This window comes from Paenibacillus sp. LK1 (assembly GCF_002750415.1).
Lineage (GTDB): Bacteria > Bacillota > Bacilli > Paenibacillales > Paenibacillaceae > Paenibacillus > Paenibacillus taichungensis.
Genome location: NZ_PEII01000011.1, coordinates 260,451 through 276,692, shown reverse-complemented (window position 1 = coordinate 276,692; position 16,242 = coordinate 260,451). Strand labels below are relative to the sequence as shown.

The window sequence follows — 16,242 nt, the reverse complement described above, 5'->3', positions numbered from 1 at the left end:
GGAAGTACTGGAGCCACGGGAGATATAGGAGTAACCGGGGCGACTGGAGTTACCGGCGATACAGGGGCTGCGGGAGTAACTGGAGCCACAGGTGTCAGTGTAACGGGAAGTACTGGAGCCACGGGAGATACAGGTGTAACCGGGGCGACTGGAGTTACCGGCGATACAGGGGCTGCGGGAGTAACTGGAGCTACAGGTGTCAGTGTAACGGGAAGTACTGGAGCCACAGGAGATACAGGAGTCACCGGAGCGACTGGAGTTACCGGCAATACAGGGGCTGCGGGAGTAACTGGAGCTACAGGTGTCAGCGTAACGGGAAGTACTGGAGCCACGGGAGATACGGGAGTAACCGGAGCGACTGGGGTTACCGGCAATACAGGGGCTGCGGGGGTAACGGGTGCTACCGGTGTTAGTGTAACGGGAGTCACTGGAGCGACGGGATTAACCGGGGCCACCGGGGTTACAGGCTTAACGGGTGCAACAGGAATCGGAATCACTGGTGCAACAGGAGGAAACGGAATAACCGGAGTTACGGGNATACAGGGGCTGCGGGAGTAACTGGAGCCACAGGTGTCAGTGTAACGGGAAGTACTGGAGCCACGGGAGATACAGGTGTAACCGGGGCGACTGGAGTTACCGGCGATACAGGGGCTGCGGGAGTAACTGGAGCTACAGGTGTCAGCGTAACGGGAAGTACTGGAGCCACGGGAGATACGGGAGTAACCGGAGCGACTGGGGTTACCGGCAATACAGGGGCTGCGGGGGTAACGGGTGCTACCGGTGTTAGTGTAACGGGAGTCACTGGAGCGACGGGATTAACCGGGGCCACCGGGGTTACAGGCTTAACGGGTGCAACAGGAATCGGAATCACTGGTGCAACAGGAGGAAACGGAATAACCGGAGTTACGGGAGAGACAGGGATAACCGGAACCACTGGGGGTACAGGAATAACCGGAGCGACGGGAGTGGGTGTCACTGGATCGACAGGAGTCACCGGATCGACGGGAATAACCGGGGCCACCGGGGTTACAGGCTTAACGGGTGCAACAGGAATCGGCGTCACTGGCGCAACAGGAGCAAGTGGAACAACTGGGGTTACCGGAGCAACAGGGGCTAGTGTAACCGGAGGCACGGGCGCTACTGGAGTCACCGGAGTTACTGGGGGAACAGGGGCTACCGGAGCTACAGGAGCCAGTGTAACTGGAAGCACCGGAGCGACAGGCGTTACGGGTGCTACAGGGTCGACTGGAATAACAGGTGCTACTGGAGTGAGCGTCACAGGAGCAACTGGGGCCACCGGGGGTACAGGAGCGACGGGTGCAACCGGAGCCACAGGAACCTCTGTAACATCTAATTCAGCTTTTGGTGAAAACACAAATGGAACCATCGTTGTCATTTTGGGTGGAACACTAATACCATTACCAAACAACCAAAATATAGGCACTGGCATAACCATCAATGGAGCGAATGATACTTTCACTCTTGCCAATGCAGGGCGTTACTATATCTCTTACAAAATAAATCTGACAGCCGCACTTGCTATTCAATCCCGTATATTACTTAACGGGGCAGCAATTCCAGCGAGTGTAGTTTCACCATTGCTTTCCCTGAGTCAGTTACAGTCTGACTTTATTGTGACGGTAACTGCCGGATCTACAATACAGTTCCAACTATTTGGTCTTGTTGGTACCGCTGTCCTCTCTCCACCAGGAGCTACATTAAACATTATTCAATTAAGTTAATGCATGAATTACGCTTTAAAAAAAGAAGTTTGAGTTTATAAAAAGAGGCGAACCCAATAAGGGTTCGCCTCTTTTTTTATCTTATAAGTGAATAGTCCGACAATAATTAATTCAGAACGATTTCAACGGCAGTATTGATTTCCTGAAGAGCTGCAAGTTGCACAAGTACATCTTTTGGAACTTCTTTATCTACAGTCAGAATCATGATAGCCGCCCCACCGATGATTTTACGTCCGACCTGCATGGAGGCGATGTTAACTTCGTTCTCTCCAAGCAAAGTTCCAACACGTCCGATAATACCCGGTTTATCATTATGAGAAATCAGAACTTGGTGACTTTCTGGAGCAATATCCACTGGGAATTTGTCCAGACGCACGATACGCTCTCCATAACCTGCAAGCAGTGTGCCCGCAACACGACGCTCCTCAGCATCCTGATTCGTCACAAGTGTGACGGTAATCAGATTAGTAAATCCTTTCGTCGCCGAAGTTTGGCTAACCACTACATTGAGATCCCGCACTTTAGCCAAATGCATGGAGTTGACAATATTGGCTTCTCCGCCTAAATGCCTTGCGAGAATACCTTTTACAATGTAACGAGTCAAAGGCGAAGTATCCACTTCCGACAGATCTCCAGCGTAGTCAATCCGGATTTCCTGAACTGCATTTTGAGTGATCTGAGCTGCAAAGCTGCCCAGTGTTTCACCAAGTTTAAAGTACGGCTGCAGTTTGTTCATTACAGTTGGAGCTACAGCAGGCATGTTAACTGCGTTTTTGAACGGTTCATTGCGCAGAATATGCAGGACTTGCTCGGATACGTCGATCGCTACATTTTCTTGTGCTTCGACTGTAGATGCACCAAGATGAGGCGTCACAATAATGCTAGGATGATTCAGGAACGGATGGTCAGCAGCTGGTGGTTCGCTCTCGAATACGTCGAATGCTGCACCAGCAACGATACCTTCATCAATTGCTTCTACAAGTGCCATTTCATCAACAACTCCGCCACGGGCACAGTTGATAATACGCATCCCTTTTTTCATCACTTCGAATTGAGGGCGGGAAATCATATGACGTGTCTCAGGTGTTAATGGTGTGTGAACGGTCATGAAGTCGGCATTGCGAATGATGTCATCTACACTAGCCAGCTTAACCTGAAGTTTCTCTGCGCGATCTTGAGTGAGGAACGGGTCGTAAGCCAGAATATCCATTCCGAATGCTTTTGCACGTTTAGCTACTTCGCTACCGATTCGTCCCATACCGAGCACACCCAGCGTTTTATTTCTTAACTCCACACCCAGGAAGGTTTTACGATCCCAAGTACCTTGAATGGTTTTGGCATATGCCTGAGGAATATGTCGTGCCAGTGCCATCATCATGGCAAATGTATGCTCACATGTCGTAATCGTGTTACCGTCAGGGGCGTTAATAACAATGATACCGCGTTGGGTAGCAGCTTCCAAATCAATGTTATCTACACCTACGCCAGCACGTCCGATGACTTTAAGGTTTGTACCAGCTGTCATAATACGATCCGTTACACGAGTCTGACTTCGAACTAAAAGGGCATCATAATCGCCGATAATTGCAACAAGCTCATCTTCGCTAAGACCTGTTTTCTTCTCAACTACAACATCATTTGCATCCACCAGTTGCTGGATACCCAGATCACTAATGGGGTCCGACACTAACACTTTGTACATGGTTTCTTCCTCCTTAGGTATGTGTATCTATATCGTCAAGGTCTCACCTCACGAAAGAGGCATTCCTTAAAACCATTGAAACTCTTCCTTCCAACAACGCGGTGTCGCAGTAGAGGGGGAGGGTGTAGCAAATAGGGCGATTCCCACGTCTGTACTCTAAAATAAATCAAAAAACTCTCAATCCACATACTGCTTGCGCAATAAGGGACGAGAGTTGTCGTGGTACCACCCTAATTCACCGCCGTTTCGCAACGACAGTCTTAGCGGTCAATGAAGACCGAAGAGGATAACGGGTCTAAACCGATTGCACCTACTCCAATTTCAATGCAATAACTCAGGAGCGCTCAAGATCATCTGCCTGCCACCGATTTACACCATCCATCGGCTCTCTGTAAGACAAAGCAACGTCTTTTTTCCATCATCGTGTTTAACGTGACTAATTTTTTCATAATGTATCATGGCTGACATGAGCATGTCAATAGGCTTAAATGTTTTAATTCGATTTGCTAATGTAATTTTCTTCAGTGGGGGAGAAGGCGTACAGATGATAAAAATTGACTTCATTAATCGATTGATATAGCTCGATTACAAGCTGTTTTGTGAATCGGATTTTAACACATTAATGAACTAATTCATTGGATAAAACTCTGTTGAAAAACCGGGACTTGGGGCAGGCCTTGAACCTATTTGGTTTTTTGGCTATCATTTAGTATACTATCCGATTGGACAACGAAATTGTTATCCATCAAATATAAGTCAAGAGGACAGACATAGGCGATGAAAAAATTAAAGTTTCCCAAGTTCAAGATTCAGAAGGCTGAACCACAGCAGCTTACCGAGCGTTTGCTTCTGATCAATCTATACTTTACACAAGGGTTAACTTTGATCATTGGGGTTGTATGGATTTTATTGCAGAAGAGAAATCTTTTTGATGTGCTTGCGTGGCCAGACAGTTACCAGTTTATATGGTGGGGACTTGGTCTTGCTGGCATTATGCTTGTTATGGACTTGGTTCTTTCTTATGTTATTCCTCAAGAAAGCATGGACGATGGTGGAATTAACGAGATGCTGTTTCGCAAGCGTCCAATCTGGCACATTGTATGCATAGCAGCTATAGTTGCTGTTTGTGAGGAATTATTATTTCGTGGAGCCATTCAACATGCGATAGGTCCTTACTGGACAAGTATTTTATTTGCGGTCATCCATATACGCTATTTGCGGCACTGGATTCCGACTGGTTGGGTATTTGTTTCGAGCTATGGATTGGGTTGGATTTATATGCAATCCGGCACATTATGGGCGCCTATATTATGTCATTTTATTATTGATTTGGTGTCTGGATTAGCGATACGTTTTCGGAGGGAATCATGAATCAGCAATTAAGTAGAATGAAGACATACGGCAGTCAGCGCCATCGTCACTCGGATAAGACAGAGACATCTGAGCGTCCTGAAGTTTCTCAAGTTAATCTGGTTGTTGAACCAGCTGCTGCCTCAGAGGTGGGAGGACTCACACCAATTACCTCAGTCTCCATACCAAGATCACAACGTAAGTCTTATACATCATCGCTGGAAAGTCCGGTACTTCCCCGGCGGGCGCCAGCGCGTGCCAACAAAGCAGAAAAACCATCAGAAGAATCCGTTTCCGAAGCGGGCACACTTCCTACGCGGACTGAACTTCATCCGTCTCGTCGTTTGCGCCTCAGTAAACGATTTGTTAATTCGCTCATTTTTATATTTGTTTTGCTTACAATCAGTCTGGTTTGGTGGGGGATTAAAGGAGCGCCTTCATTGGATACTTTCCTTCCATGGCCATGGTAATACTGGCCTGGTTCGTTGCCGTTATTTTGGCCGGGATTGCTTTGATGGTTCATATGTGGCGTGAGGCGCATCTTCATCACATCGTTTCAGAAGAGGTTGAAGTTCCGAATTTGCCCTCTTCTTTTGATGGCAGCAAAATCCTGTATTTATCTGATATCCATAAACGCAAGCTGAAAAAGAATGATCTGGAACATCTTCGCAATCAGGTGGACTGGGTTATCATCGGGGGAGATGTGGCGGAAAAAGGAATTTCATGGCCACTCGTCAGACATAATATGAGCTTGTTATCTTATATTGCCCCTGTTTTTACAGTGTATGGGAACCATGACAAAAGAGCAGGAACTGTGCATCTCGAACGTATATTCCGAGATACGGGTGTTCAACTCTTACAGGATTCTACCACTTACCTTCGTAAAGGCAAAAGCAAACTCTGCCTGGTCGGAGTTGATTATCGTTCACGGCGAGGCGATTCGCTGCTTGCAGAATTGGACACCAAAGATTGCAAGATTGCCATCGTGCATGATCCCTTAGAGGCTCTTCACTTGAATGGACCTGTTGATCTGATATTGAGTGGTCACACTCACGGTGGGCAATTAGTATTTCCAGGCTTTGGCCCCGTCTTTCTTAACAAAGCATACCGCTCCGTATCTAGTGGGTGGTTCTCTCTAAAAAAGGATGGTAATGACACCGAGCAAGAAGGAAAATTGCTGGTTAGCAAAGGATACGGAACCAATCATTTGCCGTTCAGACTTTGTTGTCCCGCAGAAATGCATATTATTACTTTGCGAATGGTCTCAAACAAACAGCCTTGATCCGCATAGGACCAAGGCTGTTTGTTATAACTTTTCAGTTCCTTCGTGTGAGTTTTGGTTCATCAATTAATGATATTAAGCCGAATGCTGGGCAAATAATCGAAGCTCAGCGGGCTTCGAGTTCAATGGAGCGAGGGTCGACAAAAGTGTAGCCTTTCTGTTCAAGTTTGGTTAACAACTCATCCAACGCTTCAACCGTCCATGGCAACTCATGCATCAAAATATTACTGCCGGGATTTAATTGATCCAGTACATTCTGGATAACTTTCTCCGGTTTGTTTTTGGTGCTCTTATCCCAATCTAGTGAACCATTGGACCATGTCATGTATAACATGCCGTTTTTCTTGACTGTGGCCTTTAGTGCATCATTTCCAGAACCGAACGGCGGGCGGAAAAACTGAGGTTCCACGCCAATCGTATCTTTCACAATCTTTTGCACATCGGTTACCTGTTTGGCTGCTGCTGTTGTGGACATTTTTTTCAGGTCTTCATGATCCCACGCATGATTTCCTATTACTTGCCCACGTTTATGAATGATCTCGAGCAACTCGGGATGACTTTTCACTCGGTATCCGTTAACAAAAAATATTGCTTTCGCATTATGTTTATCCAATGTGTCGATTAATCCATTAATCATTTTTTCTTCTTTGGGCCCATCATCAAATGTCAATAATACAACCTTGCTTTCGCTCGTCTTATCGTTGGGTTTGATGTAGTAATTGGCGTTCATGTGATACGTTTTTTCAATATTAACTTCGGCTACTTGTGAATCGGGAGCATTATCAGTTCCTTCTTTTTCTGTCAAAGATGTTTCGTCATTACTTGGTGATGCTTGATCCGTATTCGAGTCCGAGTCCGTTGAGGACGGGGAATCCGTGGTTTGCTTTTCGCTTGTGCCAGTGGAAGTTGGCTCATTCTGCTGCTCCTGCGTTGAAGTAACCGAATCATCATTGGGCTTCGTGGATTCAGGTGTTGTTTCGACTTTGGTTCCACAAGCTGACAACAGCATGCATGCGATCATAATTAAGGCGATGGTGTGTCTAATCATGCTTTCAACTCGCTTTCCTGTATTTATGCGGAATGAGATGAGGCACTCCCGCAAACACTAGTTGTGATTTTAACATTAAAAGGAGGTTGGTGTAATGAAGGCGTCATCCTTTTTCTGGGGTGTTGTAATTGGCGTAGCAGCCAGTTCTTGGCTGTCCAAAGGTAAAATGTCAATGCTGTCTTCCGGTTCATCCCGCAACATGATGAATCAGGCCAAACACAAAATGATGGAGATGACATTCCCGGGCATGGACGGTTTCAGCTCCAAGCCAAACGAACAGAGCGGAGATGCCCACAAAAGCACGCATAAAAAAAGTGCAAATCCGATAACTCCGCAAGAAAAAGAAGAGAACATGAACATGCTCAAAGATTTTATTCGCACCAATCCGGATGTTAAACAAGAAGTTGAGCAAATTTTAACTCAAACAAACACAACAGTACCGGGTTTATAAACACAAACCTCCCATTAGAATCATCCACAGTCCTGTTTTGATGTGGAATGATTCTTTTTTTGTCGATTTTACTTCGTGCATTTGCAGGTATAAAATGATAACATAACTACATAGATTTATTTTCAGCACATATTGTTTTGTGCTTCATAATCTGTTATAAGACTTGCTTATAAAGGGGAGATCCTGTATGAAAATAGAACGATTAAGTCACGATAAGATACGGATTTTCCTGACCTTTGACGATCTGAGCGAGCGCGGAATACAAAAAGAAGATATGTGGCAGGAAATACCTAAAGTTCATGAACTGTTCACTGAAATGATGGACCAGGCCTATTCCGAACTTGGATTTGATGCTACAGGTCCACTTGCTGTCGAAGTATTCGCACTTCCCGCTCAAGGGATGGTTGTCATTGTCACCCGGGGGAAATATGATCCGCAACAATATGGTTCAGGTAATGAGGATGATTTGCCTGAAGAAGTATATGAGATGGAAGTTACACTTGAGCAAAGCGATTCCATCGTCTATGCATTCAAAGATTTTGAAGTGCTGATTGAGGCTGCACATATGTTGCATCAGCACGTAACGGATGCTGGAAGACTTTATTCTTATAAAGACAAATGGTTTTTGCATTTTGAACCGGATGACTTGGATTCCACTAAACATGCAGCATTGATTGCCTTGCTTGCTGAATTCGGTGAAGGATCTTCCGTTACCCCTGCCGTCATGGAAGAGTACGGAAAGGTTGTTATGCCTGAACAAGCGGTTGAGGTTATTTGCACCCACTTCAAGCGTCAGGAGTAAGCTCTCGTTGTAATCGCGTCTTTAGTCAGAGGAGGGAATTTCGGTGCTTTTGTTTTCGGTTTTAGCGGCAGCAGTAGCTCCGGGTCTCGCCTTGTTAACATACTTTTATCTGAAAGACCGTTATGACTCAGAACCTCTTCACATGGTATTTCGAGTCTTTCTCATGGGGATTCTGATGGTATTGCCTGTGATGATTATTCAGCGTGGCATGATGATCTGGCTTGGAGATAATCCTTATGTTGAAGCTATCCTGATTTCAGGTGGTGTTGAAGAGTTCGTCAAATGGTTTGTGATATACCATATTATTTATAACCATACCGAATTTGACGAGCCTTATGATGGGATTCTATACTCCGTTGCTGTTTCACTCGGATTTGCTACAGTTGAGAATGTGTTGTATGCCTTTGCGGGGAATGCTTCCGTCTCAGCTATGTTCATTCGTGCATTGCTCCCTGTATCGGGTCACGCCATGTTTGCAGTAATTATGGGTTATTACATGGGGCGGGCCAAGTTCTCGGATGGTAAGAAAAAACGTTGGTTTCTTATGCTCTCACTCGTTTTACCGTTCTTCTGGCATGCGCTTTACGATGTCATTATGAATACGATGGTGAATCATTGGTTATGGTTCATTGCGCCACTGATGGCGGGTCTATGGTACGGTGCGATGGGCAAGATTACAAGGGCCAACAATCGTTCTCCTTTTCGTTTTGTGAAGCGTGAGGAAGAGATTAAATTATAAAAATACGGACACACTGGTGGACATGGAGCGCAACCTGCGCCTGATGCCCCGGTGTGTTTTTTGTTGCAATAAAATAAAAATTCCCGGGGAAAGACAAATAGAAACGGGGATAAGCGTGATGAGAATCAAAATTAAAATCAGATGCAAGCAATGTGGAGAACGTTTTACGCTGCGAGGCAAGAAGGAACGAGGAAGAATTGAGACTGGTTTTAAACAGTGTTTGTGTGATAATCGCGATCAGTTCGAAATTGAGGAAGATGGCGGCACAACATGGGTACAATTGAATTAAACAGAACGTTTGAGACCACGCGTGATAAGCCCGTCATTGGACAGACTGGAAATCGCATGCATAAGAGGTCTTTCTTCGATCCACAATAGAGGTAGTGGCTTAGAAGAAAGGAGACTCTACCGATGTATAAACGTTTAAGTTCAGTTATGTTTCCGATATTTGCAGTTCTGTTAATCGGTGCTCTCGTATGGGGTTACCAAGAGAACCAGGAGAAAAATGCCATTCTGATCAAGGCAGAGAATCAATATCAGCGTGCCTTTCACGATTTATCTTTTCATATGGACAAATTGCACTCCGAGATTGGGAATACACTGGCAGTTCATGCTACGTCCCAAGGGATGCATCGTAAAGGTCTGATGAACGTATGGCGACTCACCAGTGAAGCGCAGAATGAGATTAACCAATTGCCGCTTACAATGTTGCCATTCAGTGAGACGGAGGAGTTTCTCTCCCGCATCTCTAACTTTGCTTATCAGGCTTCCATGCGTGATCTGACCAATGAACCTTTAAGTGAAAAAGAAATGGGCAACTTGAAAAAGCTGTATGCGAATTCATCCGAGATCACTAAAAATCTGCAGGATGTACAGCAAAAAGTCATTTCTGACCGTTTACGCTGGATGGATGCCGAGTCGGCTATGGCAACCGAAGAGCAAACGATGGACAACACCATCGTGGATGGATTCCGGACAGTCAACAAAAAGGTACAGGAATACCCTGAACTTGACTGGGGTCCTTCAGTCTCCAGCATTTATGCCAAACGTTCGGTGAAAAAGCTGGATGGCTTACCGATGACCAAAGAGCAGATCCAAACTAAAGCTGCAAAGTTCTCCAATGCCGAACACGGCAAGATTCAAATACAGGAGAATGGTAAGGGTACAGACTGGGAATCGTACACAGCTACAATTGATCAATCCAAAGACAGTAAATTGAGTATGGACTTCACGCGTAATGGCGGTCTGCTCATCTCTTACAGTGACACTCGTCCAATCGGAACAAAGAAAGTCACACGTAAGGAAGCTATGGCCAAAGCAGATCATTTCCTTTCCAATAAGGGTTACAAAGATATGAAGGCAGTCAATTATGACGAGTTTGGCAATCTCGGTAATCTGACCTATGTTCGCAAACAAGGCGATACACTGATTTATCCTGAAAAAATGTCTGTTAGGGTTGGCCTTGATAATGGGGATGTTACAGGCTTCCAGGCAAGTGATTTTGTATATGAACATCAGAAAAAGCGGGAGATTCCAAAAGCCACACTCACGGTTGAACAGGCCCGCAAAAAACTGAATCCGGAATTCAAGGAGAGCTATGCTCGCAAATCACTCATTAAGAATGATTACAGCAAAGAAGTTCTGTGTTACGAATTCGGTGGACGCATCAATGGTGCAAAATATAAAATTTACATCAACGCTGATACAGGTATGGAAGAAGCTGTTGAGGAAATCAAACCGGTGAATGAGACCACATAACATCAAGAAACCGGTAGGCTGTTAAATTGCAAATAGATAACTGAACAGGCCACGCAGTGGTCTGTTTTTTGTTGTCCACTATGAGAAAGGTCATGGTATAATAGTCCTTGTACATACGATTACGAAGATAAAAAGCTAAGGTGGCGGTGAACAGCTTGTTTCCCAAAATAAATGAAGTTTTATACATCCAGATTGCCTCTGCAGATGAAAAAGAGGAAAGCAAAGAATATAAATCACGTATAGCTGATGTGGATGACAATAGTTTTCTGATCGAAGTTCCGATGCAGCAGGGAAGCAGCCGGTTGAAACGGTTGTTTTTTGGTGAAGAATTGTCCATTTCTTATATTACGGAAGACGGGGTTCGTCATTATTTCAACACGTATGTGACCGGATTTGAGGAAGATGTAGTACGGCTAGTACGAATTCGGAAGCCGTTGCCGGACGACATTACCAAAATCCAGCGTCGCAGTTTTCTGCGTGTTCATGCAAACCTTGAAATGGCCATCCAGGGTGAAGATCTGACCCGTGCAGTGGGCTTGACTGAAGATATTGGCGGCGGGGGATTGTCCATTTATGGAGAACCCAATTTTGCTATTGCGGAAGGGCAGAAGCTGAAATGCTGGTTGCTTATTCCTTATCGGAATGCAGCAATTGAACATGCTAATTTTGAAGCTGAAGTGGTACGTATCAAAACACTGGAAACAGGCAGACAGCTATGCATGTTAAAGTTTGTGCAGATTACGGATTCGGAAAGGCAGAAGATCATCAAGTTTTGTTTTGAACGGCAATTGGATTATCGATCGAAATAAAGAGGATAATTGTCTGGTATAGCAATGGACAATGCTGGGCACTGTAATGGAAAAACGGAGGTTCTGCTTGTGAACAATCGCCATGCATCCCGCAGATACGAGCGCCTATATTATGTTTTATCCAAGCGAATGGAAAGAAGGGCTCTGAAGCTGATTACAGCTCTTCTTATTCTGCTTGTGTTTTATCAATTATTACTTCTTGTGCCTAATATGAAAAAGAATATGACCTCCATTGATCGTCTGGAAGGAACACCAATTCAGATGCAAACGGTACACGAACAATAACATTAAGGATTTGTCTGTTTTTGCATCCATGTGTATAGTGTGGTATAATTTTGACGATGCAGGCAATGCCTGTTTTTTTATTGAGGCTTATCGTTTGAGGAGGAATGCCCCGTTGGCAAGCCAGAACACATCAGAGAACGGGAAAATGAACGTCGCAATTGACGGACCTGCCGGTGCCGGGAAAAGCACGGTGGCCCGATTGGTTGCAGAGGCGCTCGCGTATATATACGTCGATACTGGCGCGATGTACCGTGCGGTAACCTTGCATATGCTTCGAAAAGGTATTTCACCGGAAGATGTGCCAGAGGTGCTTCAGGAAACCCAAAAGCTGGTCATTGATTTACAACCGGATCCCGACGGACAGAAAGTGTTCTGTAATGGGGAAGATGTAACCTCGGAAATCCGCTCCCGTGAAGTGACGGGAATCGTGTCCCGATATGCGCAAATCGAGGGGCTGCGTACGCAATTGGTGGATACACAGCGGCAAATGGCTTTGCGCAAGGGCGTCGTCATGGATGGACGCGATATCGGAACGACAGTACTGCCCGACGCGGAAGTGAAAATCTTCATGACTGCCAGTGTGGAAGAGCGTGCACTTCGCCGCTTCAAAGAACTGGACCCCTCAGAAGGACTGACGTTGCAGCAACTTGAGCGAGACATTGCCACCCGTGACAAACTGGATGAAAGTCGGGAGATTTCCCCGCTTCGTTGTGCTGAGGACGCTACAGTGCTCGATACAACCGAGATGAGCATCCATGAAGTGGTTGACAAAATCGTGTCTTATTGCACAATGGTCAGAGGAGAGATCGGTCTATGATTTACACATTTTGCAGCACATTACTGCGGATCATTTACACCATTCTTTTCCGCCTGGAGGCAGTTGGACGGGAGAACATCCCGAAAGAAGGCGGCGTACTTTTATGTTCCAATCATATCAGTAACTTTGATCCTCCAACGGTTGGTATCAAGATTCGTCGTCAGGTGCGCTTCATGGCCAAAAGCGAATTGTTTGATATTCCGGTCTTTGGCCGAATTATCAAAGCCGTAGGCGCTTTCCCTGTTAAACGTGGAGGCGTCAGCAAGGAATCCATCAAGACCTCACTCAACATTTTGCGTGGTGGTGAAGTGCTTGGCATTTTCCCTTCGGGAAGCCGACACAATGATGGAGGCATCGGCAAAAAAGGGGCAGCGAGCTTCGCTCTCCGAAGTGGTGCTACAGTTATTCCTACTGCTATTATCGGTAACTACAAGGTTTTTCGTAAGATGAAAGTTGTTTATGGAGCACCGGTGAATTTGGACGAGTTCAAGGAAGATCCTTCCGGCGATGCGCTGGAAAGAGCGACGGAGAAGATTATGTCCAAAATTAATGAAATGGTGCAAACGGGCGTACCGAGCAAGTGAGTAAGGTGACGTCGAACAACTGAGTGCATGTTTCCATTTTTTTGTGGGAAGCTAAGCTATGCATTTAGTTCTGAAAGTGTTTTGAACTCTGCTACAGGCAGGTTTGAATATAATGGGGTTTTTGAATTGAGGAGGGTATTTGACATGTCGGAAGAAATGAAAAATCAAGAAGCAACCCAAGATGAGTTGGATCAATTCGTTTCCTTGAAAAAAGGAGATACCGTAAAAGGAACCATCGTCAAATTGGAAGATAACCAAGCCTATGTGAGCATTGGATATAAATATGACGGTGTAATTCCAATTCGTGAACTGTCTTCCCTACACGTAGACAGCGCGTCTGATGCAGTTGAAGTTGGACAAGAAGTTGAAGCTAAAGTACTTAGCATCGACGACGAGAAAGAAAAACTCGTTCTGTCCAAACGTGCAATCGACAGCGAAAACGCTTGGGATCAATTGCAAAAGCATTTTGAAGACCAAGACGTATTCGAAGTTGTTGTAGCTGACGTTGTTAAAGGCGGTCTGGTAGCAGACGTGGGCGTACGCGGATTTATCCCGGCTTCCATGGTAGAGCGCCATTTCGTTGAAGATTTCAGCGATTACAAAGGACGCACATTGCGTGTTAAAGTGAAAGAGATCGACCGTGAGAATAACAAAGTGATCCTTTCCCAAAAAGACGTACTTGAGCAAGAATTCGAAGCAAACAAAGCTACGGTTATGGCTGGTTTGCAAGAAGGTCAAGTTATCGAAGGTACGGTACAACGTTTGACTCAATTCGGTGCTTTCGTTGATGTTGGCGGAGTAGACGGATTGGTTCACGTATCCGAGCTGGCTTGGACACACGTTGACAAACCATCGGACGTTCTGTCTGAAGGCGATAAAGTAAACGTAAAAGTGCTGAAAGTTGATCCTGAAAAAGGTAAAATCAGCCTGAGCATGAAAGCTGTTCAACCAGGTCCTTGGGAAACAGCTGGCGACAAATTCAACTCTAGCGATATCGTAACAGGTGTTGTAAAACGTCTGGTTGACTTCGGTGCTTTTGTTGAAATCGCTCCTGGTGTTGAGGGACTTGTGCATATCTCGCAAATCTCCCACAAACATATTGGCACTCCGCACGAAGTGTTGAAAGAAGGACAAGAAGTTCAAGTTAAAATCTTGGACATGAATCCTTCTGAGCAACGTGTAAGCCTGAGCATCAAGGAAACTGAAGAAGCTCCTGCTCAAGCGCCAAAATCAGAAAGACCTGCAAGAAACAATGCTCCACGTGAAGAAATCAACAACCCGAACGTTTCCTTGAGCAATCAAGGTCTGAGCATCACGCTCGGCGAGCGCTTCGGTGACAAACTCAGCAAATTCAAATAAGTTATACATGCATGGTTCTTAGTTATATACTGCATATTTTGCTGAACAATAAAAGCAAGATCGGCGAGCCCCAGCGGGTTCGCCGATTGTTTTTATTGCGAGTATAACGGCATGAAACGTTAGCCAAGACAGGCGTTTTTTGCTATGATGATTATCGTAAGTATGGACAGGAGGAGTGGAATGTATGGCAAGACCCGTTGTGGCAATTGTCGGGCGACCGAATGTGGGCAAATCCACCATTTTTAATCGGATCATCGGCGACAGATTGGCCATTGTGGAAGACAAGCCGGGCATTACCCGTGACCGTATCTACGGAATCGGCGAATGGAACGGTAAACCATTTAGCATTATCGATACAGGTGGTATCGAAATCGACGGCGAGGACGTCATTTTAAAATCAATCCGGATGCAGGCAGAGCTCGCCATTGAAGAAGCGGATGTTATTGTATTCATGTGTGATGCAAAAGCAGGGATTACGCAATCTGATGAAGAAGTCGCAGAGATGTTGTACCGCTCAGGTAAGCCTATCGTTGTAGCCGTTAACAAAGTGGATAATATCGGGCGCAGTGAGCTCATTTATGAGTTTTATGGATTTGGATTTGGTGATCCAATCGGAGTATCGGGAAGTCATGGTACAGGTGTAGGTGATTTGCTGGATGCCATCGTTGAGAAATTGCCTGAACTTGAGGAAGAGACTTACGATGACGATGTCATTCGTGTAGCTCTGATCGGACGTCCTAACGTGGGTAAATCTTCATTGGTGAATGCCATTTTGGGCGAAGAACGTGTTATTGTCAGTGATGTTGCTGGTACGACGCGGGATGCGATCGATACACCGTTTGAAAAAGATGGTCAGCGCTATGTGCTGATTGATACAGCAGGTATGCGTAAACGTGGTAAAGTCTATGAGACCACGGAGAAATACAGCGTGATGCGTGCGATGCGTGCCATTGAGCGTGCAGATGTTGTTCTGATTGTAATTAATGGTGAAGAAGGCATTATCGAGCAGGACAAGCATATTGCAGGTTATGCATTTGAAGCAGGCAAAGCCTCCATGTTTGTTGTGAACAAATGGGACGTTGTAGAGAAGTCTGATAAAACAATGAATGAGTTTGAGAAAAAAATTCGGGATCATTTCCTGTTTATGACTTACGCTCCGGTTGTATTTTTGTCAGCCAAGACAAAACAACGCTTACAAAAATTGTTGCCTGTGGTGCAGCGTGTGGCCCAGCAGCACTCGATGCGTGTTCAGACGCATCTGCTTAACGATGTAGTGTCTGATGCAGTGGCGATTAATCCGCCACCAACAGATAAAGGACGCAGAATGAGAATCAACTATGTGACTCAGGTTGCAGTTAAACCTCCGACCATGGTTATTTTTGTGAACGATCCGGAATTGATGCACTTTTCTTATGAACGTTACCTGGAGAATAAAATTCGTGCAGCGTTTGATTTTGAAGGGACGCCAATTCGCATATTTACTCGGAGGAAGTCCGACGAAGGTTAGGGGAGAA

The 16,242-nt window shown here is 45.4% G+C and carries 17 protein-coding genes and 1 other annotated feature; of the genes, 15 read left to right on the top strand and 2 right to left on the bottom strand.

Going from position 1 to position 16,242, the window contains the following annotated elements:
• The first annotated feature begins 965 nt into the window (after positions 1 to 965).
• Entirely contained in the window at positions 966 to 1,742 is a 777-nt protein-coding gene (locus CS562_RS33580; RefSeq protein WP_257219591.1) for a BclA C-terminal domain-containing protein, read from the top strand.
• 106 nt (positions 1,743 to 1,848) lie between these two features.
• Here the strand turns inward: CS562_RS33580 and serA are convergent, their stop codons facing one another.
• On the bottom strand, positions 1,849 to 3,444 hold the full coding sequence (gene serA / locus CS562_RS23855; protein ID WP_099858410.1) for a phosphoglycerate dehydrogenase: 1,596 nt from the start codon (positions 3,442 to 3,444) through the stop codon (positions 1,849 to 1,851).
• Between the two features lie 200 nt (positions 3,445 to 3,644).
• Positions 3,645 to 3,875: a binding site (T-box leader), on the bottom strand.
• A gap of 346 nt (positions 3,876 to 4,221) precedes the next feature.
• Here serA and CS562_RS23850 point away from each other — a divergent pair.
• The 3 genes from CS562_RS23850 to CS562_RS23840 are packed head-to-tail and all read left to right on the top strand — an operon-like array spanning position 4,222 to position 6,076.
• Positions 4,222 to 4,815, top strand: coding sequence for a CPBP family intramembrane glutamic endopeptidase (locus CS562_RS23850; RefSeq protein WP_076288915.1), 594 nt, complete (start codon positions 4,222 to 4,224; stop codon positions 4,813 to 4,815).
• Positions 4,812 to 5,264 (top strand): hypothetical protein, encoded by a 453-nt coding sequence (locus CS562_RS23845; protein ID WP_076288916.1) that lies wholly within the window; start codon positions 4,812 to 4,814, stop codon positions 5,262 to 5,264. Before CS562_RS23850 ends, CS562_RS23845 begins: the two co-directional genes overlap by 4 nt.
• On the top strand, positions 5,252 to 6,076 hold the full coding sequence (locus CS562_RS23840) for a metallophosphoesterase (RefSeq protein ID WP_099858409.1): 825 nt from the start codon (positions 5,252 to 5,254) through the stop codon (positions 6,074 to 6,076). The genes CS562_RS23845 and CS562_RS23840 overlap by 13 nt, the downstream gene beginning before the upstream one ends.
• Positions 6,077 to 6,182: 106 nt before the next feature.
• Here the strand turns inward: CS562_RS23840 and CS562_RS23835 are convergent, their stop codons facing one another.
• On the bottom strand, positions 6,183 to 7,124 hold the full coding sequence (locus CS562_RS23835; protein WP_099858408.1) for a polysaccharide deacetylase family protein: 942 nt from the start codon (positions 7,122 to 7,124) through the stop codon (positions 6,183 to 6,185).
• A gap of 94 nt (positions 7,125 to 7,218) precedes the next feature.
• Here CS562_RS23835 and CS562_RS23830 point away from each other — a divergent pair, with 94 nt between their 5' ends.
• The 11 genes from CS562_RS23830 to der all read left to right on the top strand — a co-directional run bounded on the left by CS562_RS23830 (position 7,219) and on the right by der (position 16,235).
• A complete protein-coding gene (locus tag CS562_RS23830) occupies positions 7,219 to 7,575 on the top strand; it encodes a hypothetical protein (protein ID WP_076288918.1) in 357 nt (118 codons plus the stop codon).
• A gap of 187 nt (positions 7,576 to 7,762) precedes the next feature.
• On the top strand, positions 7,763 to 8,377 hold the full coding sequence (locus CS562_RS23825; RefSeq protein WP_091000230.1) for a genetic competence negative regulator: 615 nt from the start codon (positions 7,763 to 7,765) through the stop codon (positions 8,375 to 8,377).
• 43 nt (positions 8,378 to 8,420) lie between these two features.
• The gene (gene prsW / locus CS562_RS23820) at positions 8,421 to 9,116 is read left to right on the top strand and encodes a glutamic-type intramembrane protease PrsW (RefSeq protein WP_076288920.1); all 696 of its coding nucleotides are present in this window, start codon (positions 8,421 to 8,423) and stop codon (positions 9,114 to 9,116) included.
• 118 nt (positions 9,117 to 9,234) lie between these two features.
• A complete protein-coding gene (locus tag CS562_RS33070) occupies positions 9,235 to 9,405 on the top strand; it encodes a hypothetical protein (RefSeq protein WP_167666101.1) in 171 nt (56 codons plus the stop codon).
• 122 nt (positions 9,406 to 9,527) lie between these two features.
• Positions 9,528 to 10,874 carry a germination protein YpeB gene (gene ypeB, locus CS562_RS23815; RefSeq protein WP_076288921.1) on the top strand — a complete coding sequence of 449 codons (1,347 nt, stop codon included), beginning with the start codon at positions 9,528 to 9,530 and terminating at the stop codon, positions 10,872 to 10,874.
• Between the two features lie 155 nt (positions 10,875 to 11,029).
• The gene (locus CS562_RS23810) at positions 11,030 to 11,683 is read left to right on the top strand and encodes a flagellar brake protein (RefSeq protein WP_076288922.1); all 654 of its coding nucleotides are present in this window, start codon (positions 11,030 to 11,032) and stop codon (positions 11,681 to 11,683) included.
• Between the two features lie 69 nt (positions 11,684 to 11,752).
• Positions 11,753 to 11,968 (top strand): hypothetical protein, encoded by a 216-nt coding sequence (locus tag CS562_RS23805; protein WP_076288923.1) that lies wholly within the window; start codon positions 11,753 to 11,755, stop codon positions 11,966 to 11,968.
• A gap of 112 nt (positions 11,969 to 12,080) precedes the next feature.
• Positions 12,081 to 12,785 carry a (d)CMP kinase gene (gene cmk, locus CS562_RS23800; protein ID WP_063566751.1) on the top strand — a complete coding sequence of 235 codons (705 nt, stop codon included), beginning with the start codon at positions 12,081 to 12,083 and terminating at the stop codon, positions 12,783 to 12,785.
• Positions 12,782 to 13,369 (top strand): lysophospholipid acyltransferase family protein, encoded by a 588-nt coding sequence (locus CS562_RS23795; RefSeq protein ID WP_063566752.1) that lies wholly within the window; start codon positions 12,782 to 12,784, stop codon positions 13,367 to 13,369. Before cmk ends, CS562_RS23795 begins: the two co-directional genes overlap by 4 nt.
• A 144-nt stretch (positions 13,370 to 13,513) precedes the next feature.
• The gene (gene rpsA / locus CS562_RS23790; protein WP_076288924.1) at positions 13,514 to 14,728 is read left to right on the top strand and encodes a 30S ribosomal protein S1; all 1,215 of its coding nucleotides are present in this window, start codon (positions 13,514 to 13,516) and stop codon (positions 14,726 to 14,728) included.
• 184 nt (positions 14,729 to 14,912) lie between these two features.
• Complete coding sequence (der, locus tag CS562_RS23785; RefSeq protein WP_024630683.1) at positions 14,913 to 16,235, top strand: ribosome biogenesis GTPase Der; 1,323 nt, start codon at positions 14,913 to 14,915, stop codon at positions 16,233 to 16,235.
• The last annotated feature ends 7 nt before the right edge of the window (positions 16,236 to 16,242 follow it).

Bases quoted from the DNA above. Each gene is read 5' to 3' on its own strand.
- CS562_RS33070 (WP_167666101.1), top strand. From the start codon at position 9,235: ATGAGAATCAAAATTAAAATCAGATGCAAGCAATGTGGAGAACGTTTT.
- rpsA (WP_076288924.1), top strand. From the start codon at position 13,514: ATGTCGGAAGAAATGAAAAATCAAGAAGCAACCCAAGATGAGTTGGAT.
- CS562_RS23830 (WP_076288918.1), top strand. From the start codon at position 7,219: ATGAAGGCGTCATCCTTTTTCTGGGGTGTTGTAATTGGCGTAGCAGCC.
- ypeB (WP_076288921.1), top strand. From the start codon at position 9,528: ATGTATAAACGTTTAAGTTCAGTTATGTTTCCGATATTTGCAGTTCTG.
- der (WP_024630683.1), top strand. From the start codon at position 14,913: ATGGCAAGACCCGTTGTGGCAATTGTCGGGCGACCGAATGTGGGCAAA.
- serA (WP_099858410.1), bottom strand. From the start codon at position 3,444: ATGTACAAAGTGTTAGTGTCGGACCCCATTAGTGATCTGGGTATCCAG.
- CS562_RS23795 (WP_063566752.1), top strand. From the start codon at position 12,782: ATGATTTACACATTTTGCAGCACATTACTGCGGATCATTTACACCATT.
- CS562_RS23825 (WP_091000230.1), top strand. From the start codon at position 7,763: ATGAAAATAGAACGATTAAGTCACGATAAGATACGGATTTTCCTGACC.
- CS562_RS23840 (WP_099858409.1), top strand. From the start codon at position 5,252: ATGGCCATGGTAATACTGGCCTGGTTCGTTGCCGTTATTTTGGCCGGG.
- CS562_RS23835 (WP_099858408.1), bottom strand. From the start codon at position 7,124: ATGATTAGACACACCATCGCCTTAATTATGATCGCATGCATGCTGTTG.
- CS562_RS23845 (WP_076288916.1), top strand. From the start codon at position 4,812: ATGAATCAGCAATTAAGTAGAATGAAGACATACGGCAGTCAGCGCCAT.
- CS562_RS23850 (WP_076288915.1), top strand. From the start codon at position 4,222: ATGAAAAAATTAAAGTTTCCCAAGTTCAAGATTCAGAAGGCTGAACCA.